Origin of the sequence: Geodermatophilus sp. CPCC 205761 (assembly GCF_051383655.1) — a bacterium.
Lineage (GTDB): Bacteria > Actinomycetota > Actinomycetes > Mycobacteriales > Geodermatophilaceae > Geodermatophilus.
This window is the reverse complement of record NZ_JALPKQ010000062.1, coordinates 1-20,895: the sequence shown is the minus strand read 5'-3', so window position 1 is coordinate 20,895 and position 20,895 is coordinate 1. Positions and strand designations below refer to the sequence as shown.

The 20,895-nt window shown below is 71.7% G+C and carries 19 protein-coding genes; 10 read left to right on the top strand and 9 right to left on the bottom strand.

Annotated elements, in window-relative coordinates:
* The first annotated feature begins 96 nt into the window (after positions 1 to 96).
* From MY526_RS24475 to MY526_RS24455, 5 genes are all read left to right on the top strand, one after another.
* Positions 97 to 1,410: a hypothetical protein gene (locus tag MY526_RS24475; protein ID WP_436705268.1), complete on the top strand. Its 1,314-nt coding sequence runs from the start codon at positions 97 to 99 to the stop codon at positions 1,408 to 1,410.
* A 1-nt stretch (position 1,411) separates the two neighbouring features.
* The gene (locus tag MY526_RS24470; RefSeq protein ID WP_436705267.1) at positions 1,412 to 2,608 is read left to right on the top strand and encodes a glycosyltransferase; all 1,197 of its coding nucleotides are present in this window, start codon (positions 1,412 to 1,414) and stop codon (positions 2,606 to 2,608) included.
* A 556-nt stretch (positions 2,609 to 3,164) separates the two neighbouring features.
* The gene (locus MY526_RS24465) at positions 3,165 to 3,971 is read left to right on the top strand and encodes a sugar phosphate nucleotidyltransferase (RefSeq protein ID WP_436705266.1); all 807 of its coding nucleotides are present in this window, start codon (positions 3,165 to 3,167) and stop codon (positions 3,969 to 3,971) included.
* A 1-nt stretch (position 3,972) separates the two neighbouring features.
* Entirely contained in the window at positions 3,973 to 4,680 is a 708-nt protein-coding gene (locus MY526_RS24460; RefSeq protein ID WP_436705265.1) for a PIG-L deacetylase family protein, read from the top strand.
* Positions 4,668 to 5,690: an NAD-dependent epimerase/dehydratase family protein gene (locus tag MY526_RS24455; protein WP_436705264.1), complete on the top strand. Its 1,023-nt coding sequence runs from the start codon at positions 4,668 to 4,670 to the stop codon at positions 5,688 to 5,690. Before MY526_RS24460 ends, MY526_RS24455 begins: the two co-directional genes overlap by 13 nt.
* Positions 5,691 to 5,701: 11 nt before the next feature.
* On the opposite strand, the gene MY526_RS24450 is transcribed toward MY526_RS24455, so the two are convergent.
* Complete coding sequence (locus tag MY526_RS24450) at positions 5,702 to 6,265, bottom strand: dTDP-4-dehydrorhamnose 3,5-epimerase family protein (RefSeq protein WP_436705263.1); 564 nt, start codon at positions 6,263 to 6,265, stop codon at positions 5,702 to 5,704.
* A gap of 29 nt (positions 6,266 to 6,294) precedes the next feature.
* Here MY526_RS24450 and MY526_RS24445 point away from each other — a divergent pair, with 29 nt between their 5' ends.
* The gene (locus MY526_RS24445; RefSeq protein WP_436705262.1) at positions 6,295 to 7,422 is read left to right on the top strand and encodes a class I SAM-dependent methyltransferase; all 1,128 of its coding nucleotides are present in this window, start codon (positions 6,295 to 6,297) and stop codon (positions 7,420 to 7,422) included.
* A gap of 40 nt (positions 7,423 to 7,462) precedes the next feature.
* Here the strand turns inward: MY526_RS24445 and MY526_RS24440 are convergent, their stop codons facing one another.
* Positions 7,463 to 8,719 carry a methyltransferase domain-containing protein gene (locus tag MY526_RS24440; RefSeq protein WP_436705261.1) on the bottom strand — a complete coding sequence of 419 codons (1,257 nt, stop codon included), beginning with the start codon at positions 8,717 to 8,719 and terminating at the stop codon, positions 7,463 to 7,465.
* A gap of 291 nt (positions 8,720 to 9,010) precedes the next feature.
* Here MY526_RS24440 and MY526_RS24435 point away from each other — a divergent pair, with 291 nt between their 5' ends.
* The 3 genes from MY526_RS24435 to MY526_RS24425 all read left to right on the top strand — a co-directional run bounded on the left by MY526_RS24435 (position 9,011) and on the right by MY526_RS24425 (position 11,957).
* Positions 9,011 to 9,958: a glycosyltransferase family 2 protein gene (locus MY526_RS24435; RefSeq protein ID WP_436705260.1), complete on the top strand. Its 948-nt coding sequence runs from the start codon at positions 9,011 to 9,013 to the stop codon at positions 9,956 to 9,958.
* Positions 9,959 to 10,117: 159 nt separating this feature from the next.
* Positions 10,118 to 11,167 carry a hypothetical protein gene (locus tag MY526_RS24430; protein WP_436705259.1) on the top strand — a complete coding sequence of 350 codons (1,050 nt, stop codon included), beginning with the start codon at positions 10,118 to 10,120 and terminating at the stop codon, positions 11,165 to 11,167.
* Positions 11,142 to 11,957 (top strand): hypothetical protein, encoded by an 816-nt coding sequence (locus tag MY526_RS24425; protein WP_436705258.1) that lies wholly within the window; start codon positions 11,142 to 11,144, stop codon positions 11,955 to 11,957. The genes MY526_RS24430 and MY526_RS24425 overlap by 26 nt, the downstream gene beginning before the upstream one ends.
* On the opposite strand, the gene MY526_RS24420 is transcribed toward MY526_RS24425, so the two are convergent.
* The 4 genes from MY526_RS24420 to MY526_RS24405 form a co-directional block, all read right to left on the bottom strand.
* Entirely contained in the window at positions 11,914 to 12,342 is a 429-nt protein-coding gene (locus MY526_RS24420; protein ID WP_436705257.1) for a hypothetical protein, read from the bottom strand. The two genes, MY526_RS24425 and MY526_RS24420, sit on opposite strands and share 44 nt — an antisense overlap.
* Before the next feature lie 99 nt (positions 12,343 to 12,441).
* Positions 12,442 to 13,878, bottom strand: coding sequence for a polysaccharide biosynthesis tyrosine autokinase (locus MY526_RS24415; protein WP_436705256.1), 1,437 nt, complete (start codon positions 13,876 to 13,878; stop codon positions 12,442 to 12,444).
* Between the two features lie 198 nt (positions 13,879 to 14,076).
* Positions 14,077 to 15,039, bottom strand: a complete 963-nt coding sequence (locus MY526_RS24410) for a glycosyltransferase (RefSeq protein ID WP_436705255.1) — start codon at positions 15,037 to 15,039, stop codon at positions 14,077 to 14,079.
* Positions 15,040 to 15,269: 230 nt separating this feature from the next.
* Complete coding sequence (locus MY526_RS24405; protein ID WP_436705254.1) at positions 15,270 to 16,514, bottom strand: phosphotransferase; 1,245 nt, start codon at positions 16,512 to 16,514, stop codon at positions 15,270 to 15,272.
* 243 nt (positions 16,515 to 16,757) lie between these two features.
* Here MY526_RS24405 and MY526_RS24400 point away from each other — a divergent pair, with 243 nt between their 5' ends.
* Positions 16,758 to 17,867, top strand: coding sequence for a glycosyltransferase family 2 protein (locus tag MY526_RS24400; RefSeq protein ID WP_436705253.1), 1,110 nt, complete (start codon positions 16,758 to 16,760; stop codon positions 17,865 to 17,867).
* A gap of 54 nt (positions 17,868 to 17,921) precedes the next feature.
* Here the strand turns inward: MY526_RS24400 and MY526_RS24395 are convergent, their stop codons facing one another.
* The 3 genes from MY526_RS24395 to MY526_RS24385 form a co-directional block, all read right to left on the bottom strand.
* Positions 17,922 to 18,770, bottom strand: coding sequence for a polysaccharide deacetylase family protein (locus MY526_RS24395; protein ID WP_436705252.1), 849 nt, complete (start codon positions 18,768 to 18,770; stop codon positions 17,922 to 17,924).
* A complete protein-coding gene (locus tag MY526_RS24390) occupies positions 18,767 to 19,348 on the bottom strand; it encodes a class I SAM-dependent methyltransferase (protein WP_436705251.1) in 582 nt (193 codons plus the stop codon). Before MY526_RS24390 ends, MY526_RS24395 begins: the two co-directional genes overlap by 4 nt.
* Positions 19,349 to 19,737: 389 nt before the next feature.
* A complete protein-coding gene (locus MY526_RS24385; protein ID WP_436705250.1) occupies positions 19,738 to 20,727 on the bottom strand; it encodes a glycosyltransferase in 990 nt (329 codons plus the stop codon).
* Positions 20,728 to 20,895: the final 168 nt, after the last annotated feature.

The following is a 20,895-nucleotide window of genomic DNA, read 5'->3' as shown; positions in this document are numbered from 1 at the left end:
GCCGCCACCGGCCGGACCACGACCCCGTGCCGACGCGTGACGGGTCGCTCGACGGCTGCGCGCCATGACCGCAGCTCCGGTCGTTGAGGCCGGCCGGTGGAGGACCCCCCCGTCGAGGCACGCGAGGTCCGGCGTCGCTCGCGGTACGCGGGTGCCGCCGCGCTGGCCCGGCGTGCCGGCTGGAGCACCGCCGATCAGGTCATCGCCAGCCTGTCCAACTTCGCCCTCGGAGTCCTCGTCGCCCGACAGGTCAGCGCCGCGGAGTTCGGCGCCTTCGCGCTCGTGTTCACCCTCTACGGCTATCTGGTCACCGTCTCGCGGGTGCTGGTCAGCCAACCTCTGGCGGTCCGGTTCAGCGACGCTGAACCGGACGACTTCGTCCGGGCGGCGCGGCAATCGACCGGAGCGGCGATCATGACCGCGCTTCCACCGGCCGGCGCACTGGTCGTGACCGGCACCGCGCTCGGGGGCACGGTCGGTCCCACGCTGGTGACCTCAGCCGCGCTCCTGCCCGGTCTGCTACTGCAGGACGCCTGGCGGATGGTCTTCCTCGCCCAGGCGCGCCCGAGGACCACGGCCGCGATCGACGCCACCTGGGCCATCGCGCAGGTCACCCTCCTTCTCGTGGCATCCGTGACGGATCAGAAGTCGGCAGTTGCCTACCTGCTCGCCTGGGGCCTGAGCGGATGGCTGGCGGCAGTCATGGGCGCGGCACGAGCAGGCTACCTTCCATCGCCTCGAGCTGCATGGACGTGGCTGAGAGCCCACTGGGACCTGAGCCGGTACTTCGTCACCGAGTACGTGGCCATCAACGGGAGCACGCAGTTGATGCTGGTCCTGGTGGCGGCCCTCGGCGGGCTGTCGGTGATCGGGGCGCTGCGCGGCGCCCAGGTCCTCACCGGCCCGGTCGGGATCCTCGTCATGAGCGGCATGGCCTTCGCGATCCCCGAACTGGCTCGTCGGCCCTGGATCGTCGGGCGGCGCCTCGTCCGGGTCGGCGTGGGGATCTCGGGTGCCGTGGTCGCCCTTGCCGCGGTGTGGTGCACGCTGTTGCTGGTCATGCCCGACGCGGTCGGTCGGCAGCTCCTGGGCGCCACCTGGACCGGCGTCGATGCCATCCTCGTGCCGACGGTGTTGGGTCTTCTTCTGTCGGCGGCCGGCCTCGGGGCCACCTGTGGGGTCCACGCGGCCAGGCGGCCCAAGGTGCTCTTCCGGCTCCAGCTCCTGGCGGCTCCGGCCTACCTCGCCGGCGGCGTCGGCGGTGTGCTCGCCGGAGGCACACTGGGCGCGGCCGTCGGCATCGCCCTCGCCCACCTGCTCAACTCCGGTTTCGCGTGGGTGCGTCTCGTGGTCGTCGCTCGCCAGATGGCCGAGGACGTGGCGCGCGCCGAGTCCGACCCAGGAGAGTGAGATGCCGCGCCCCCGCTCCGTCCTCATCGTCGTCGACACACTCACCGACAACGGTGGCCTCCGGTGGGTGCACAAGCTCGCCGGGCTGTGGCTCGACGCAGGCTGGTCCGTCGGCTACCTCTCGCTCAAGGCCGGCATCGACGGGAGGCCACCGCTCATGCCGCCGGCGGGCACATCCCTGACCTACGGTGACACGGTCGTCCGGCGGTTCCGCAACGGGATACCGAGAGCGCTCGTGCGCTCGGTGCGCGCGGTGGCGTCGGCGGACGCCGTCTTGGCGGTCAGTGAGGTCGGGCTGGCGCTGCCGTGGTCCTACGCGATGGCCCGACTGCTCCGTCGCCCCTTCGCCGTCTACGTCCAGAACATCCCGGAGCGCTCGCACGACATCCACCTCAGGCAGCGGGACCGTCCCCTGTGGCGCCATTGCCTCGTCCGCGCCGACGCCGTCCTGTGCGTCTCGTCTGCCGGAGCGGAGTCCGCGGCCAGGATGGGCGTCGAACCGAGCAGGATCACGGTCGCCCCGACCGGGATCGACGTCGATGCCGTTCGGCGACTCGGGTCGGTCGCCGGGACCGGCGGCACAGCACGCACGGCGGACTCCCTGGTGGCGTGTGGGGAGCTGTTCCACCGCAAGGGGTTCGACCTCCTGATCCGCGCTCTCGCCGTGGTGCGGAGCAGTGGCCGCGACGTGCGACTGACCATCATCGGGCAGGGCGAGGAAGGTCCGGAACTCCAGCGCCTCGTCCACGATCTCGGGCTCTCGGACGCCGTCACCTTCGCCGGACACGTCCCGAACTCGTTGCCGGAGATAGCAGGCGCGACGGCCTTCGTGCACTGCGCTCGGGTGGAGGGTGTTCCGCAGGTGCTCCTCGAGGCGCTGGCGCTCGGGGTCCCGACGATCGCGACGGACTGCGACGGGGGCGGCCCGAGCATGATCCTCGGCGGGGGGAAGTACGGCCGGCTGGTCGAACCGGAGTCCGTCCCAGCCGTGGCAGAAGCGATCACCGCCCATCTCGCAGACCCCTCACAGCTCGCCCGGCAAGCAGCCGAGGGCGAGGCCCATCTCCGGGAACGCTTCTCACCCGCCCGGACCGCAACGATCGTCCTCGACGTCCTGGATCGACTCTGCCGAGCGCGGGCGCGGCCCCGCAGGTCGCGCCGTGGGAGCCGGTCGTCCCAGGGCCGACCACCGGGTTGACCACCGTGTCGCCCGCAGACCCCGGACGTGCCGCCCTGACCGGTCCCAGGTTGCCCCAGGCCGTCTCTTGCGCACCGTGTGCGCATCCCCCGGCCCGCTCCGCGGTCGGATCCCCCGTGCCTCCCGCACCTGCTCGGCGAGTCACCATCAAGGTGCGCAGCGCGACGATGGGTGGAGCCACGGTCAGCATGTCGACGATTGGTGCTGCGGGCGTTCCCGGAGTGGTTGACCGGGTCGGCACCGGTCTCCACAGTCTGGTACGCGCCGCCGACGTCCCGGCCGCCACCGACCCGGGGCACGTCGACCCCGGGCACGTCGACTCGCTGCTGCGCCGACGAGGGGACTGCACCGTGGCCGAAGCAGGGTTCGAGGAAACCAGGCGCGTCAGCCCAGCGGGGAGAGTCCACGATCGCCCAGCACGCCGCAGCCGCGCCCGCGGGGGACTCGGCCGACGGCGTCCGGTGTGCCGGTCCTCCCCGTGGCCGGACCCGCTCGCGCGGTGCTCGCATCCCTCCTGGTCTCTCCGACCAGGAACCGGTCAGAAGGGGTCCGGTCGATGAAGGTCGTGTTGTTCTGTGGCGGTTACGGCCTGCGGATGCGGGATGGGACGACAGAGGTCCCGAAGCCGATGATCATGGTGGGCCACCGCCCCCTGATCTGGCACGTGATGCGCTACTACGCCCACTTCGGCCACGACGAGTTCATCCTCTGCCTCGGCTACGGCGCGCACCACATCAAGGACTACTTCCTCAACTACCGCGAGACCGCCAGCAACGACTTCGTGCTCCGCGAGGGCGGCCGGCGGATCGACCTACTGTCCACCGACATCGCCCACTGGACCATCCACTTCGTCGACACCGGCGTGGACTCCGCGATCGGCGAACGGCTGCGCCGGGTCCGGCACCTGGTGGCGGACGAGGACGTGTTCCTGGCCAACTACTCCGACGTCCTCACCGACGCGCCTCTGCCGATCATGATCGACCGATTCCGGGACAGCGACGCCACGGCGAGCCTCCTCGCGGCTCGGCCGGACCCCTCCTTCCACTGCGTCGACATCGACGATCGCGGTCGCATCCGGCACATCCGCGCCGCCGGCGACCTGGACCTGTGGGTCAACGGGGGCTTCTTCGTGCTGCGGCAAGGCGTGTTCGACCACATCCCCAAGGGCGGCGACCTGGTCGGCGACGCCTGCACCTCGCTCGCCGGCCGGGGGCAGCTGCTCTCCTACCGCTACACCGGCTTCTGGCACCCCACGGACACCATCAAGGAGCGGAACAACCTGGAGGCGCTCTTCTCCCAGGGCGATCGTCCGTGGATGGTGTGGGAGAGCGATCCCACCCGCGCGCCGGCGCCGGCGACCTGAGGTGGGCGGCCTGACCCTGCTCACCCGTGAGGACGGCAGTCCACCGGTCGTGGTGGCGCTCGGGGCCCACTGCGACGACGTGGAGATCGGCGCCGGCGCGCTGCTCCTGCAGCTCGCCGAGTCCTGTCCCGGCGCCCGACTCCAGGTCCTCGTGCTGTCCTCGACACCCGACCGAGAGGCCGAGGCCCAGGCGTCGCTCGAGGCGTTCGGTGCCGGCCTCGAGCTCGAGGTGACCGTGCTCGCCCTCCCCGACGGCCGGCTGCCCGCGCACTGGGACGCGGTCAAAGAGGCCCTCGAGACCGCGGGGGCACGGTCACGAGCCGCCGGCGGAGCCGACCTCGTCCTGAGCCCCTCCCGACAGGATCTCCACCAGGACCACCGGCTGGTGGCCGAGCTCACTCCGACGGTATTCCGGGACCACTTGGTGCTCGGTTACGAGATCCCCAAGTGGGACGGTGATCTCGGTCGCCCGGCCGTGCACCTGCCCGTGACCGCCGAGGTCGCCGAGCGCAAGGTCGAGCTGCTGGCCGGCCACTACCCGTCCCAGCGGATGCGCGACTGGTTCGACCGAGAGACGTTCCTCGGGCTCATGCGCCTGCGCGGCGTCGAGTGCCACCAGAGGTATGCCGAGGCCTACTGGTGCGACAAGATCGTCGTGGGGCTCCCCCCTGCGGATCGCCACGACCGGGAGGTCCCGTGCGCGTCCTGATCACCGGCAGCGAGGGTTACCTCGGCACCGTGATGGCAGAGGTCATGGTCGGTGCGGGCCACGACGTGGTGGGCTTGGACAGCGGCCTGTTCGTGGGGGCGACGCTGGGGCCGGAGCCGCCGCGGCCGCCGCTCCTCCGGAAGGACCTCCGGGACGTCACCGTCGAGGACGTGACCGGCTTCGACGCCGTCTGCCATCTCGCTGCCCTGTCCAACGACCCCCTCGGGAGCCTGGCCCCCGAGGTCACCTACGAGATCAACCACGCCGCCAGCACGCGCCTGGCGCGTCTGGCCCGGGACGCGGGCGTCCGCCGGTTCCTCTACGCGTCGACCTGCAGCGTCTACGGGGCGGCCGGCACCGACGAGGCCCTCGACGAGACCGCGCCGCTGGCGCCCGTCACCCCGTACGCCGAGAGCAAGGTCCGGGTGGAGTCGGATCTCCACGAGCTGGCGGACGCCGACTTCGAGCCGGTGTCACTGCGCAACGCCACGGCGTTCGGCTTCTCTCCGCGGCTGAGGGCCGACATCGTCCTCAACGACCTCGTCGCCTCCGCCGTCCTCGACGGCGAGATCGTCGTGAAGTCAGACGGCACGCCGTGGCGGCCGCTCGTGCATGCCAGGGACATCGGGGACGCCTTCCTCGCCTGCCTGGAGGCACCCCGCGAGGCGGTCCACGACCAGGCCTTCAACGTCGGCATGGACAGCGAGAACCGGCAGGTGGCGGAGATCGCCGAGGTGGTCGCCGAGGCCGTTCCCGGCAGCACGGTGCGGATCACCGGCGAGTTCGGCGGCGACCCGCGCTCCTACCGCGTCGACTTCGGCCGCATCGCCCGCGCGGTCCCCGCGTTCACGCCGACCTGGACGACGCTGGCGGGCGCGCGTGAGCTCACCGAGGCCTACCGCAAGTACGGGTTGACCCGGTCGATGCTGCGTGAGCGGTTCACGCGGCTGGTCTGGCTGGAGGCCCTGCACGAGCAGGGCCGGCTCACCGAGGACATGCGGTGGCGCTGAGCGCGTCCGGCTCAGCGACCGGAGCCGCCGACCAGCCGCTCGACCAGGTCACGCCAGCTGCCGGCGGCCGCGTCGCGGGCGGAGACCACTGTCACCGGCAGCGGCCACGGGAGAGCCAGGTCCGGGTCGTCGTAGCGGACGGCGAGGTCCTCCGAGGGGTCGTGTTCCCGGTCGATGCGGTAGCAGACGTCGGCCTCCGGTGTGAGCACCTGGAACCCGTGCAGGAACCCCGGGGGGACGTAGAGGTGCCGCCCCGCCTCGTCGTCCAGGCGGAAGGACGCGATCTGGCCGAACGTGGGCGACGACGGACGGGCGTCGACGAGGACATCCAGCACCGCTCCGCGCGCAGATCGAACCAGCTTGGCCTCGCCGATGCCTGCCCGGCCGTGCATCCCGCGGACCACGCCCTGACGCGACCGCGACTGGCTGTCCTGCTGAAAGCTGCGCGCGTCCACCCCCGCGCGCTCGGCCACCGCCACGTCGAAGGTCCGGGCGAACCACCCCCGCTCGTCCTCGTGCCGGGTCTCGGGGACGAAGCACACGACGTCGTTGAGCGGGGAACGCTCGATCAGCACGGCAGCAGTCTCCCGCGGGAGAGCGTCCGGTGACGTCCCCTCCGACCTGCCGTTGGTGCGGATCAGCGTCCGGCGACGTGGTGCTGGATCTCGGACTCCAGCCGGCCTGCGACGACTTCCCCCTCCCCGACGACCCGCCGGTCATGGCTCATCCCCTGCGACTGTGGGCGTGCGACAGATGCGGCCTCGTCCAGCTGCCCGACCGCTCGCCGGCGCCGCGGGAACCCCGAGCCGTGGAGCCCGCGGCGCTGGCTGCGCACGCCCGCCAGTCGGTGGCATGGGTGCTCGAGCGGGGCCTGGTGTCCCCCGGGTCGACCGTGCGGGAGTTCGGCAGTCCCCACGGTGGGAGCTGGGCAGGTCCGCTGGCCGACCGGGGCCTGCGCGCGGTCGAGGACGACGACCGTCCCGCCGAAACCGTCGTGGACGTCTTCGGCCTCATGCACGAGGAAGACCAACGGGCAGGTCTGCACCGCCGGGTCGCTGCGCTGGCCCCGGGGGGCCTGCTCGTCCTCGTCTTCCCGCCCTTGGAGACCGTGGTCTCCCAGGGGCAGTGGTACGCGGTCCGCCACGGCCACCACGCCTATCCCTCGACAGCAGTGGCCGCCCGCCAGCTCGCGGAGTGCGGCCTGGCCGTCGTGGCCTCGTCCCTGCACCACCTCTATGGCGGAACCCGCCTGCTGGCGGCACGTCGGGGCGCGCTCGGGGGCGAGCCGGTGCGCCAGGTGCCGGACGTCTCCCGGGCCGCCCTCTCCGCCCTGGCCGGGGGGGTCCGCGCGGGAGTCGCCGCCCTCCGCGGTCATCTGGAAGGGCAGGCCGCAGCCGGCCGGGAGGTCCTGGGTTATGGCGCGGCATCCCGCGCCGTCCCGCTGCTGATCGCAGCCGGAGTGGGCCCCGACCTGCTCCCGGGGATCGCAGACGCGTCACCGGCGAAGCACGGTCGGCTGGTTCCCGGCACCGGGATCCCCGTGATCAGCCCCGCGGAGTTGGCGGCGGCCCGCCCGGACGAGGTGCTCCTCTTCCTCCCCGACCTCCTCGAGGAGGTTCGCGCCGGCATCCCCGGCGTCGAGCGGTCCGGGGGTCGATGGCGTCCGGTCGGGAGCCTCCTGCGGGCCTCCTCCGCGCCGCTCGACGGATCGATGCCCCGTACGGAGCGGTGACCGCGGGACGGCCGGTGGCGACCTCGGTCGGCCCTGTGCCTCAGATGACCGCCAGCGTGGGGATCGGCACCACGAACCGTCCGCCCCACTCGCGCACGTGGGCGAGCTGGTGGGTGATCTCGGTACGGAGGTTCCACGGCAGGAGGAGGACGTAGTCGGGCCGATCGACGGCGATGACCTCCGGCGCCAGGATGGGGATGTGCGTCCCCGGGAGGAACTTCCCCTGCTTGTGGGGACTGCGGTCCACGGTGTATGGGAGCAGGTCTGCCCGGACGCCGCAGTGGTTCAGCAGCGTGTTGCCCTTGCCGGGTGCGCCGTACCCGACCACACGCTTGCCCTCCTCGGCCGCCGTCGCGAGGAACGTCACCAGATCGCGCTTGACCTTGTCCACGGCGGAGGCGAACCCCCGGTGACCGTCGAGCCGGTGCAGACCTCGACGCCGCTCTTCTGCCAGCACGGCCTCCACGGCCGCCGACGGCTCCCCGGCCAGCTCGGCGTGACGAACCCAGTAGCGCAGTGACCCACCATGCGAGTCGAGTTCCTCGACGTCCACGATCGCGAGCCCCGCTGAGGCGAGCACGCGCTGCGCGGTCAGGAGGGTGTAGTACGAGAAGTGCTCGTGGTAGATCGTGTCGTACTGGGACCGCTCCATGAGCCGCATGAGGTGGGGCACCTCGATGCTCAGCCAACCGTCTTCCGCGAGGAGTGCGGCCAGGCCGAGGCCGAAGTCCCTGACGTCCGGCACGTGCGCGAACACGTTGTTGGCGACGACGAGATCTGCCGCACCGAACTCGGCGCGCACCGTCGCCCCCTCTGCCTCACCGAGGAAGGCGACGCGCGTCGGGATCCCCCGGTCCCTCGCCACGCGAGCGACGTTGGCTGCGGGATCGATTCCCAGCACCGGGATCCCCCGGGCGAGGAAGTGCTGGAGGAGGTACCCGTCGTTGCTGGCGACCTCGACCACGCGGCTGTCCCGGCCGAGCCCCAGTCGCCGGATCGAGCGCTCCGTGAAGGCGCGCGCGTGTTCCACCCACGAGGAGGAGTACGAGGAGAAGTACGCGTAGTCGGAGAAGATGTCCTGCGCCGGGATGTGCGACGGTAGTTGCACCAGCAGGCAAGCGGCGCAGATCCAGACCCGCAGCGGATAGAAGACCTCAGGCGACTCCAGGCGGTCGGCCGTGAGATAGCTCTCGCACGGTGGGGACATGCCGAGATCCACGAACACATCAGTGAGCCCGCGGCCGCACAGGCGACAGGGCCCACCGCCACCAGGAGCCCCTGCGGCGGCGTGAGGCACCTCCGGAGCGCCGTTCCCACCCGGATGTCCCCGCCCCTCGACCGTCGTGGCCATCGTGCCACCCGTCTGTCGCACCTCTGCAGATCGCAGTCACGCTCCCGGTGGCCTGACGTGAGCGCCACCGACAGCCGGCACAGCCTCACCGTCCTCGTGCCGACCGTCAAGGACCCCCGCTGCCCACAGCCGGGAACCAACCGACGGTTCCGCTGCGATCTGTGTTGACGCGCAGCGCCATGACGGGACCATTGGCCGACGGCGGTGGTCGTGGGTCCCGAGAAACGAGGCACCTCCTTGGCAACGGTCGAAGCACGCAGCAGCCGGGAGACCGGTCATCGCGACGTCGAACTCGTCGTGGTGGCCTACCGGAGCCGGGCGCAGGTGGAGCAGATGCTCGCGGGCCTCCCCGCGCACGTCCCACTTGTCCTCGTCGACAACTCCGACGACGAGGACGGACTCTCTGACGTCATCGCGGGGTTCCCCAACGGGAGGTATCTGAAGGGCGGAGGCGTCGGCTTCAGCCGCGCCGCCAACCTCGGTGCGCGGACCTCGACGGCGGAGTTCCTGGTGTTCGTCAACCCGGACACCCGGCCGACGATGGAGCACATCCGGGCGCTCGTGGAGGACGTCGCCACCGACCCGGGCTGCAGCGCCAGCGCCGGCGTGGTAGTGGGGTCCGACGGTCGCCCGCTCTGGGGCATGGCCGGCAGGGAGCCGACCTTGCTCCGTGCCACCGTCCAGTCCCTCGGTCTGCACCGGCTCTTCCCGCGGCTGGGCATCTACAGCGACCCGGGGATCCGCGACGACATGGACGTCGACTGGGTGTGCGGCGCGTGCATGGCGGTCCGTCGGCAGACCTTCCTCGAGCTCGGCTGCTTCGACGAGACGTTCTACGTCTACAACGAGGACATGACCTTCGGCCGGCAGATCCGTGAGCGCGGTCTCCGCCAACGCCTCCGCACCGACGTGGCCATCGAGGGTGTGGACGGAGGATCCGGCGCGCCCGCGGCGGAGATGAGACGACTCCGCGGGAGCTCCATGTCCCTGTACCTCCACAAGTACCACCCTCGCCCGATGGCGGCGGCCATCACGGTCTGCCTGGGCGCGGGGCACATCGCCCGAGGAGCCCTCTACGCCCTGCGAGGCGACAGGAGCCGCGCAGTTGCGAGCTGGGCGGAGGCCATGGGGTTGTTCACCGGCCGGGCATCGGTCGCGGGACAGGTCGTGGCCGGTGCCCACTGACCTCCCGCCGGTCAGGACCCGTCGCAGCCGGCCTCCGTGACGATCGGCCACTGTGGAGACCTCCGGACCTCCTTGGCCGTTCCGCCCCGCAGATCCGGTCGGCCGTCATAGTCTGCGCGCCACCAGCGACGAGCGTCTCAGCCCTGAGGAGTCGCAACCATGTCCCTGCTCCCGATCGGTCGACACAGGACACTGAGGGCGGGGGACGTCGTCGAGGTCCGGCCGGCTGAGGAGATCCTGGCGACTCTCGACCGCGACGCCACGGTCGACAGGTTGCCGTTCCAGCCCGAGATGCTGGCCCATTGCGGATCGCGCTTCACCGTGGCCAGCCGCGCCGACACCACGTGCTTCTACGGCACCCTCCGTCGCCTCGAGGGCAGCGTGCACCTGACCGGCCTCCGCTGTGACGGGTCCGCCCACGGTGGGTGCCAGGCCGGCTGCCTGTTCTTCTGGAAGGAGGAGTGGCTTCGACCGGTGGCCGATCAGGACCACCACGGCGTTCCCCTCGCGACGACCCCGCCCCGGGACCGCGCGGGGTGCACGGAGGAGGACCTCGTGCGAGCGGTACACCCGCCGGGCGCAGCACCCGACGGGGACGAGCTGTGGTCGTGCCAGGCAACCCAGGTGCGCGCCGCCACGACTCCGATCCGGCCGTGGGACCTGCGGCACTACGTCTCCGACGTGCGCAACGGCAACGTGCGCCTGCGGGCTGTGCTCAGGTACTTCCTGCCGTCGCAGTTCAACATCTACCAGGGCATCAGCCGGTACCACCTGCCCCGATGGCTGCGGCTGTGGCGTGGCGCTCCCGTGCCCTTCGTCCACGGCCGGCTGGAGAAGACCCCGTCGATCACGCTGGGGCTACAACCCGGCGACCGGGTGCGGATCCGGAGTCGCGAGGAGATCCGCGCGACCCTCGACCGCTCGGCTCGGAACCGTGGGCTGAGCTTCGACGTGGAGCAGGTCCCCTACTGCGGTCAGACCCGCCGGGTCCAGCGAGTGGTGAGTCGGATCATCGACGAGTGGACCGGACGGATGCTGGAGCTCCCCGGACGCTGCCTCGTCCTGGACGGCGTCGTCTGTCGGGGGATCTTCCACGGGCTGTGCCAGCGGCAGACCGACTCCTACTGGCGGGAGGCGTGGCTCGACCGTGAGGAACCGGTGACAGGGGATGCACCGGCCGCGCGTGGTCGCGCCGGTTCCGAGGGCTGACACGGTGAGCGGCCGCCCGCGGCCACCCGAGATCCACGTCTTCGTGGTGTGGTCCGAGGCCCGCCGGGAAGAACGCCGGATACTCGCGGACCTCGCTGCGCACTTCACCGTCCTCGATGTCGTCGAGGTGGTGTGGACCATCGGAGAGTTCTTCGCTCGCAGCCTGTCGCGGATGTACGGAGCTGCCCTACCGCCCGGTTCCGACAAGGAACTCCACTGCGGTGACGCACCGTTCCTCACCGTCGTCGTGGAGGATCCTCACCCCAGGTACCGGCTCCGGCGGAAGAACCGCCGACTGCACGTGTACAACGCCACGGTCTTCGACGCGCGCCGCCGTTATCGGCGCTGGACGGGGGATGGACACCGGGTGCACGGGAGCGACTCGGTCGCCGAGGCCGCCCAGAACCTGATCATCCTGCTCGGCAAGCGCATCGCCGACTACCGAGGCTGCGCTCCCCACGTCGGAGGGGCACGTCGCCATGCGGCGGACCCCCCGGGAACTGATGGTTGGACGTCGGTCGACGAGCTCGTCGGCGTCCTCGAGGTCTACGACTGTCGGGTGATCGGGCGTTCGACACACGATGGTGTCGAGAGGCTCTGCATGCTGACGACGGACGCGTGGTGGGCGGAACTGATCGCCGGAGGTCGCGAGACGGCTCCCCTCGCGTGTGAGGTGCAGGTGGCGGGCGCCCCCCTGCAACTGCACTTCGAGGAGCACCCGCCTGCGGTGGGAGGACCACGTCTTCTCAGAGCGGTTCGTCGACTTCGGAGCGCCGGATCACCCACCTGAGGACGCCGAGGGCGACGAAGACGCCGATCCCCCCGATGGCTCCGAACAGCCACGTGGGAACGTCGTCGACCTCGCCTCCCAACGCCTCCAGCACGTCGTGGTCGACGAACTCGCTCCAGCCTGCGGCGACGGCGATCCGGATGGCCGTGTAGGCGCCGACGGCAGCGAGCAGTGCCGGGACGACTCCCTGTGCCCGCCACCGTGCGGGCACGAACGACCAGACCAACAACGTGGCCAGCAGAGCGACGACCATGACGGCCATCGTGGTGACCAGCCGGGGGTAGAACCACACGATGTTCGTGACGGCCGTGAGCAGTCCGATGGTGCTCGCGAGTGCCGCTGCCGTCACGAGGAGCCCGGAGACCGACCCCTTCCGCATGGCCATCCGCGGAGCATAGGTCCCCGATCGGTTCGAACCGGTGCCTCGTGCGCACAGATGCCGGGTTCGGACCGCTGCGGTCGCCAGAGGTGTCGGGCGGGTCGGTCAGTGACGGCCGGCTCGGCCCCCGGGTGAACCCTCCGGGTTGACGGGCTTGGCGGAGGTCGCCCGCGGCCCCTCCTCGGTCAGGGGCTCCAGGTAGCCGGGGTCGGCCGTGTCGTCGTAGTCAGCGGTCCCGCCGCGGCGGGGCACGCCGTTGAGGACCACGCCGAGGACCCTGCCGCCCACGCGTCTCACGGTCAGCGCGGCCGACTCCACGTCGTCCTTCCTCGTGCTCCCGTGACGGACGACGAGCAGGACGCCGTCGACCGTGGGGGCGAGCCCGGACGCGTCCGCCACCGAGAGGATGGCCGGCGCATCGATGAGCACGAAGTCGTTCGCGGCACCCAGCGGGCCGAGGAGGGCTGTCATCTCGCCGGAGGCCAGGAGCTCGCCCGAGGTCGGGGGGCGCGAGCCCGCGGTCACCACGGACAACCCTCGTCCGTACGCCTGCGTCACCTCGGCCAGTGTCGCCGTCCCCATGAGGACGTTCGCGAGTCCGCCACGGCCCACCAGTCCCAGGTACCGGGCCACGCTGGGTCTGCGCAGGTCCGCCTCGACGATGGTGACCCGGCGCCCGGCGTCGACGAGCGCGAGTGCCAGGTTGATCACCAGCGTGGTCTTGCCCTCCGACGGGAGAGCACTCGAGACCACGATGGTCCGGGGAGGCTCGTCGACGTCGAGGAACTGCAGATTGGTGCGCAGTCGCCGGTAGTCCTCGGCCACTCGGTTGCCGCCCCGGCGGTCGACCACGTGCCGCTGGCCGAGGGCCGCGTCGCGGACGATGGACCCGAGGACGGGGGCTCCCGCCAGGTCGGCCGTCTCCGCCGGGTCCTTCACCGAGCGGTCGAGCCGAGCTCTCGCGATGGCGAGACCGCTACCTGCGAGGAGTCCCACGAGGACCCCGAGCGTGATGTTGCGGGAGGTCTCCGGCGAACTCGGTGCGCCCGGGACCTCGGGACGATCGGTCACCGTGATCCGCACGGGCGAGGTCGCGCCGTTGGCGGGCGTCTCGAGCTCGCTGACGAAGCTCGAGATCTCGACGCTGAGCGCCACTGCGATGCGCTGTGCCTGCTCCGCTGACGGGTCGGTCACGGTGACGTCGATCAGGACCGTCTCCGGGACCGGCGTCGCAGTGATCTGGCTGCTGAGCTCGGACGGCGCCCTGTCGAGCTGGAGCCGCTCGATCACCCTGCCGGCCAGAGCCTCGCCGGTGATGAGCGCGGCGTAGGAACTGATCCGCTCCTCGGAGAACTGGCTGCCCTGGAGGAAGTCCGAGGTCGACGCGGCCTCGGACGTGGACACGAACAACTGCGCAGACGACGTGTACAGAGGGGTCTGCCTCAGGCTCACGGCCAGCGCCGCGCTACCGAGCAGGACGACACCGAGGACAGGCAACCACCAGGACGCGCGGAGTGCGGAGATCACGTCTCGGAGATCCATGGGACTCCGTTCGTCGTCGGCTCGGCTCGCCCCCGCCGGGGCAGGGGGTTCCCGGACGATAGGTCATCGGGGCGCTGTCGGACGGCCGAGTGTGGCTCGGTGATCGCTCGGCGACGATCCGGCGGACCGCACCGGGCTCCCCTGCCGGGTGGGTCCGACCGGCGCGTGGCAACGAGCCGCGGGACCACGTCACGGCGGTCACGGGTAGAGCCGTTCGAGCGATCGCGCGTACGCCGCCGCGGAGTAGACGTCGTGGGACCAGGCGAACGCCCTCGCGGCGACATCGCGAGTCCGCTGCGAGAACCGCAGCGCCTCCGTGACGGCGTCGGCGAACCGGGCGGGATCGTCGTGGACCGCGACGAACACGTCCGGGCCCGCCACCCCCTCGGCTCCGACACTGGTGGCGACGACCGGGATCCCCCACATCATGGCGACCACGCTCTTCAGCTTGACCCCCGCGCCTCGGCGCAGCGGCGCGATGGCCACGGACGCCCTCCGGTAGTAGGGACCCAGCGAGTCCACGTATCCCGTCACCTCGACGTCGTCCCGCCGCCCCGCTTCCTGTCGCAGAACGTCGCTCGGGCCGTGACCCGCGATCGTGAGGTGGGCTGCGGGCACGGCACGGCGTATCCGCGGCCAGATGTCGCGCAGCAGCCATCGGGCGGCGTCGTCGTTCTCCATCCGCCAGAGTGCCCCGACGAAGAGCACCTCCGGAGCGGGCAGCGGCTCGGTCCGCGGACGGGACGGCATGTCGTCGTCGTCGAGCGGCGGCGAGACGACCAGGACCCGTGACGACCCGCGCCTACGGGCCAGCAGCGCGCGGTCCTTGTCACTGAGGACCACAGCGGTGTCGAGCGCCCTCATGGCGCGTCTCTCGACGAGGATCGCCAGCAGGAGCCGAACGAGTGCCGCGCTCCTGGCGCGGAGCCCGGCTCTCCGGGTGGACAGGGTCCGCGCGTAGCCCTGCGAGACGACGTCGTGGAAGACCCCGACGAGGGTCGAGTGGGGCAGCCTGCGCCGCAGCCTCGCAGCCAGGGCCACTGAGTCGAACCACTGCAGCTCGATGCGGTCGGCCCGGCACACCACATCCAGCGCCTCCTCGTCCGCGAACAGTGCCCGCAGGAACGGTCCGACGGCGAGGAAGGGTGCCGTCCTGCGCACGAGCGCGTGCAGGTGGCGACGTCCGTGCTCGGGAGGGTGTGGCGACACCAGGAGTCGCCGATACGGGGCCATCCCATCCCGCGCGAGCGCGGATTCGTTGTCGGGCGTCCGCGGGCAGATCACCGTCAACTCGTGAGCCTGTGACACGAGGTCCGTGTGCCTTCTGTACAGCTCCCCGCCGGCGTGCGGGATGCCCCGGAAGGGCATGAACGGCGCGATGCTGACCACCCTCATCGGCCGCGCCCCTGGCTGCCCGACCACCGCCCTCGTACACCTGACGCTCCCCGCCGCACCGACGGAGCCCCTGGTGGATGCCCCCGATCGCTCGGCAGGTGGTCGTCCAGCGCCACCCAACGGGTACCGATCCGGTCCTGCCATCGAGGGAGCACGAGCTCACCCAGGCCGGCGCCCTCCGCCGCGGGGATGCCCGCGGTCACGAGGAGCTCGTTCCTGACGTGTCGCATCGACGCCTGATGGCCCCAGGCCAGCAGCGCCAGGCGGGCGATCGAGTCCCGCGGCAGGCTCAGGCGTGCCGCATAGCGTGCGACCTGCCCGAGGAACCACGCACTCTGCGGACCCCGGCCCGACGCCAGAGAGACGACGAAGTCGGCCTGCGCGCGCAGGTCGTCCCGAGAGCGCCGGCCGGCGAGCGTCGCGCACACCACCGCGATCAGGTCGAGCAGCGGCAGGCCGCGCTCCCGAGCCGTCTCCCAGTCCACCACCGCGATCCGGGCCGACGCGTCGACGATGACGTTGTGGCCGCCTCCCAGGTCGCCGTGCACCAGGACCGCGGGAACGCCTTGCAGGTCGGCCAGCAGGTCCCTCAAGCCGACGGCCGGACCGCGGAGCGCGACGACCTCGTCCCCAGGCCCCACCGCTGTCCCCCACTCCATGGGACGCGCGGTCCGGGCGGCGATGTCGCCGAGACACGCAGTGAGGCGACCCAGGACCAGCTCGACCGGTGCGCGCCGATGCGACAGGACGTCGCGCAGGGCGCGGCCCCGCACGGCGCTCTCCGCTGACCAGGCCACACCGCCGGCCCTGCCACTGCCCAGCGCACGCGGCGCGACGCCCGTGTCCCGGAGGAGCGAGAGCACGACCTGCTCGCGCCCTGCACGGTCGTCCTCCCCGGGTGACCGAGACACCTTGACCACCACGCGAGCAGCCCCCTGCTCTCCCGGGAGCACGGCGACCGCCCGACGCCGGCGGTCGCGGACGTCGACCGCCACTGGCGCGGGGTCGAGGCGACCGGGCATCAGCTCCCGGGAGGCCGCGATCGCCGCCGGAAGACCATCACCGCCCCGGCTGGCGATGGTGACCGGCGTACTGGGGAAGACTCGACTCACCAGGGCGCGCACCAGGAACCGCGGGCCGGACGGCGGCGTCCACGTGTGTCGAGCGAGGGCGTGCGATCGCCGATCGGGTGTCGCGACGACGGCGTCACCCGACAGCCAGCGAACGCGGTAGGTGACCACCCGGTACCCGGCCCGTCGGAACCGTCCGAGCCGATCGGTCCCCGCGTGCAGGATCATCGGGGGGCGCAGCGCTGCGGCGGCTGATCCCCGTCCTGCGGAGACGACCAGCTGGGCAGCTGGGGCGGCCGCACGGGCGACGCGCCAGTGCGTCAGGGCGGCACCCCATCCGGCGTCCGGCCCGAGGACGGCGGCCGTCACGGGCATCTGCGGTAGGAGGAGGAGAGCGTCGGAGGGCGACAGGCCGTGCCGGTGCAGGGTCAGCTCCGATCTGACCCGCTGTCCCCAGCGCCCGGCTTGCCGGCTCACGCGGATCAGCCGATCGCGCACCGCCCGCTCGGCCACCACTCGGCGAAGTGTGTCAGGGCCTCTCGCACAACGGCACGGGTCGGTGCCGGGTTGGTTGCCGTGCCGCTCCGCGACTGCCAGCCTGACCTGGTGACCCGGTTGGAGGCCAACCGTTCCGCGCCTGTCAGCGTGGTGATCTCGACACTCGGCCGACCGAGAGAGTTGGCGCGTTGCCTCGACGCGATCCTGTCCGGGACGCGAGTCCCCTCGGAGGTCGTGGTCGTGGATCAGGGCGATGTCCGGGCGACGGCCACGATCCTCGCCGCGCGCCGCTCTGCGGGGGTACCGCTCGTCCATGTGACGCAGTCTCGGAGGGGCCTGGCCGCCAGTCAGAACGCAGGCGTGGCACGAGCCGAGTGCGCGGTCGTCGCGATCGTCGACGACGACTGCGTCCCGGATGCGCGGTGGGTGGAGGTCGCAGCGGCCGAGCACGCCCGAACGCCCGGTCCGCTCCTGGTGACCGGCCGGGTCCTCCCCCTGCCCCCGAGCGGGGATCGGGTCCTGCCCCTGTCGTCACGCACGTCCACCGCACGGGTCACCTTTCCACCGGATGCCATGCCCTGGGACATCGGGACAGGCGGGAACTTCTCGGTGACCCGGACGGCCTACCTCCAGATCGGCGGGAACGACGAGCGACTGGGCACCGGCACGCCGGGACGTGCCGGCAACGACATCGACCTGTTCCACCGGTTGATGCGCGCCGGGACCCGTGCGCTGTTCGAGCCGGACCTCCTGGTCTTCCACGAGCGAGCGACCCCGTCCGAGCACCGGGCCCGACGCTGGAGTTACGGCTTCGGGGTGGGCGTCTGCGTCGGATCCTGGCTCTCCGACGGCGACCAGTCGTCGCTGACGGTCCTCCGGGGCTGGCTCACCATGCGCGCCCGGCTGATTTTGCGCGCTCGACGGCCGCAGACCGTGGTGGCAGAGACGCGGGTCCTCCTGGGCACGGTGCACGGCCTGTGGCACGGCTGGCGGATCGGTGGAGTCGTCGTGCAGCAGTCGACGTGAGGACAGGGCGCGCCCCGGCCACCTCGTTCGTCCAGGGAACCCGCGCAGCGTCGCTCACCGGCCGAACACCTGCCGAAGCCGCCTGGCCAGCGTCTCCGCCCGCCACTCGTGGACGGTCAGCCGGGGCAGTGCGAACAGCGGCGACGTCGGTACGACGCTCGTGGGCACGGTCGTGAACGCGGCGCGGTACCCGGCGCGCCGGGCCAGGCTCGCGGTCACCTCGGAGACGTCGCCCGGCTTGCCGAAGGGATAGGCGAGCAGGGTCACCGGCCGATCGAGCAACTCCTCCAACTGCGCCCTCGCGCCGGCCAACTCGCGCTCCTGTTCGACGGCCGGAAGCAGGGCCAACGACGGGTGGGAGAGCGTGTGCGCCCCGATCTCCACGCCGGGCAGGGAGGCGAGCTCGCTCAGCTCGTCCACCGTCAGGGGACGCCCCCGGTCGACGTCGTCGGTTCGGGACAGGGTGACGAGCTGTCTCTTCCGGTCCGCGTCCGGCAGGCCCTTCAGACGCGCATGGAGCTCACCGCGGGGACCGGGCTCCAGGTGGGCGATGCCGTCCCACCAGTACTGACCGCCGTTCCGCACCGGGTCGACCGTCACGAAGAGGGTGACCGGCACACCCGCGGCGATCGGCAGGGCGTGGGTCAGGTTGTCCGCGTAGCCGTCGTCGAAGGTGATGGCCACCGTGCCGTCGCGGTAGGCCCGCTGGGGAACGGCATCGACCAGCTCGCCGAGCGGCACGACAGGGTGCTCCCGCGCCAGGAGCTCCACGTGCCCGGCGAACGTCGCCGGCCGGACAGCCTGGCCGTACGGATCGTCATCCGTCTCCGCGACGCGGTGGTAGCAGAGGACGACGGCGCGCGGCCGAGGACCCCGGGGCCACGGCAGGCGGAAGGAGATCACGCCTTCACCGCCCTGGCCGCGACGATCACCGGGAAGTGCTCGTCGTGGTCGTCCAGGAGCCGCTTCGGGACCTCCTCGGTCGCCATGCCGGACAGGAATGCGGTCGCCGCCAGCACATTGCCGTAGCCGCGGACCGTCACCTCGCCGAACGCCTCCTCCAGGAGCCGGCTCATGGCGGACGGGGTGAAGCGCCAGTAGTCCCCGCTGCGCACGCGGCTCACCGCCGGTCCGGTGACGAGCAGTACGCCGCCGGGCCGGAGCACGTGGTGACAACCCCGGATCGCCGCGTGGACGTCGTAGACGAGGTGGAGCGTCTGAGTGAGGATGAAGCAGTCGAAGGCTCCGCCCGGCAGCCGGGTCGGATCGGCGAGGTCGGCGACGATCGTGGCGCGGGGGTTGGCGGGGTCGATGTCGAGCACGTCGCGTCCGGTCACCTCGGAGCCGAAGCGGTCGGTGTAGCTGCTGTCCTGGACCTCGAGGACCCGCCCGCGGACGTCCGCCCCACAGCCGGCCAGGAACCCCTCGATGTAGTGGCGGTCCAGCGGTGTCCCCCGGTCGAACCCCCAGACGTCGCTCAACGGCCGCCGGCGCCGCAGGACGGGGGGCCACGCCGGCCGGAGCAGTCGGCGTCGGCGGCGAGAGCTCTCGGTCCAGGGGAGCTCGCTCATCTCGCCCGCCCCGCATCAGGCGGCCGGCCGGCGGCGAGTGGTCCGAGGAGCCCGCGGTCAGCCGGACCGCAGCATCCTCGGCACGACAGCAGGCCACGCCCGCACGACTCCGCGACGGCGGGAGCAGCGCTCCGCCCCTGGTCCACGGCGATCACCTCTCCGGGACCGTACCGGCTGACACGCTCTCGCGTCGGCGGCCGGTGGCGTGGACCGACCGAGGAGACCTCGCCGCTGTGCTCATCGCCGCGCGGCCCCCGGCCTGGTGACCACCCGGACCGCGGTGAGGCTCCAAGGCCCTGTCAGGCGTCTCGGTGGTGGCCCCATGCCGGCCTGGTTGCGCTGTCGTCCGGGCAGACGCCGCGCTCCTCCTGCGCGCTCACCGTGCCATCGGCCGTGCGCTTGAGCCGCCGCACAGCCGCCACCCCCGCGAAGATGCCCCGCACCGACCGCCACGTCTTCCGGACACGGTGACCTCGATCACGGACGACGGGCCTGGCGATCAGTCGCAGCGTCTCAGGCAGGCCCTCACCCAGTACCAGCCGCAGCGGACCGCGCTGCCCGATCGTCCAGGCGACGACGATCCGGTTCCGTTGCGTGTAGTAGTGCACGTAGTCGTACCGGCTCTCGGCACTGCCCCCCTGGAGGTGCCAGACCCGGGCTGCGGGGACGACCACCAGGTCGATCCCGAGACGTTGCGCGCGGAGGCTAAGGTCGACGTCCTCCCAGTACAGGAACAGATCCTCGCGGAACCCACCCAGCTGGGCGAAGGTGGACACCTCCAGCATCATCGCCGCCCCCGTGATGAAGTCGGTGCGGCGTTCCCCCGACGGGACCCGGTCCAGACCGGACCGGTACCGCTCGTGTTCCACCCGGCCGGTACGCAGGTCGATCCGCCCCCCGGCGAAGGCGATCAGTGTCTGACCGTTGAAGTCCGAGGTGATCAGTGGCGTCACGATGGCCGGTCGCCGACGCCTCAAGGCCTCGACCAGTTCCTCGGTGGCCCCGGAGGCCACCCGGACGTCCGGATTGAGGATCCAGACGATCGAAGCCCCCTTGCGGGCCGCCACAGCGACGCCGGTGTTGACGCCCGCGCCGAAACCCACGTTCCCGGGGCTGTCCACGAGGACCAGCCGCGGATCAGCGGCCCCGAGTTCCCTCAGACGCGCGGCATCTGCCTCATCCCAGGGGCTGTTGTTGACGACGACCACCCAGCGGACCACTTCGCGGCCGGGCAGGGTCCGCAGGCACTCAGCCAGGTGATGGCTGGAACGGAAGTTGACGACGACCACCGCGAGAGAGTCCGTCAACCGATCACCCATGGCCCTGATCATGGGCCCGCGTGGGCGTGACCAGCGCCGATCGGGCCCTGCCGTCCTCGGGACACGCGGAGCCTACTAGTGCCGCGGCTGCCAACCTTTGCCCGGTGCAGGACCGGTTCTCGGCTGGGGCGGTGCCGG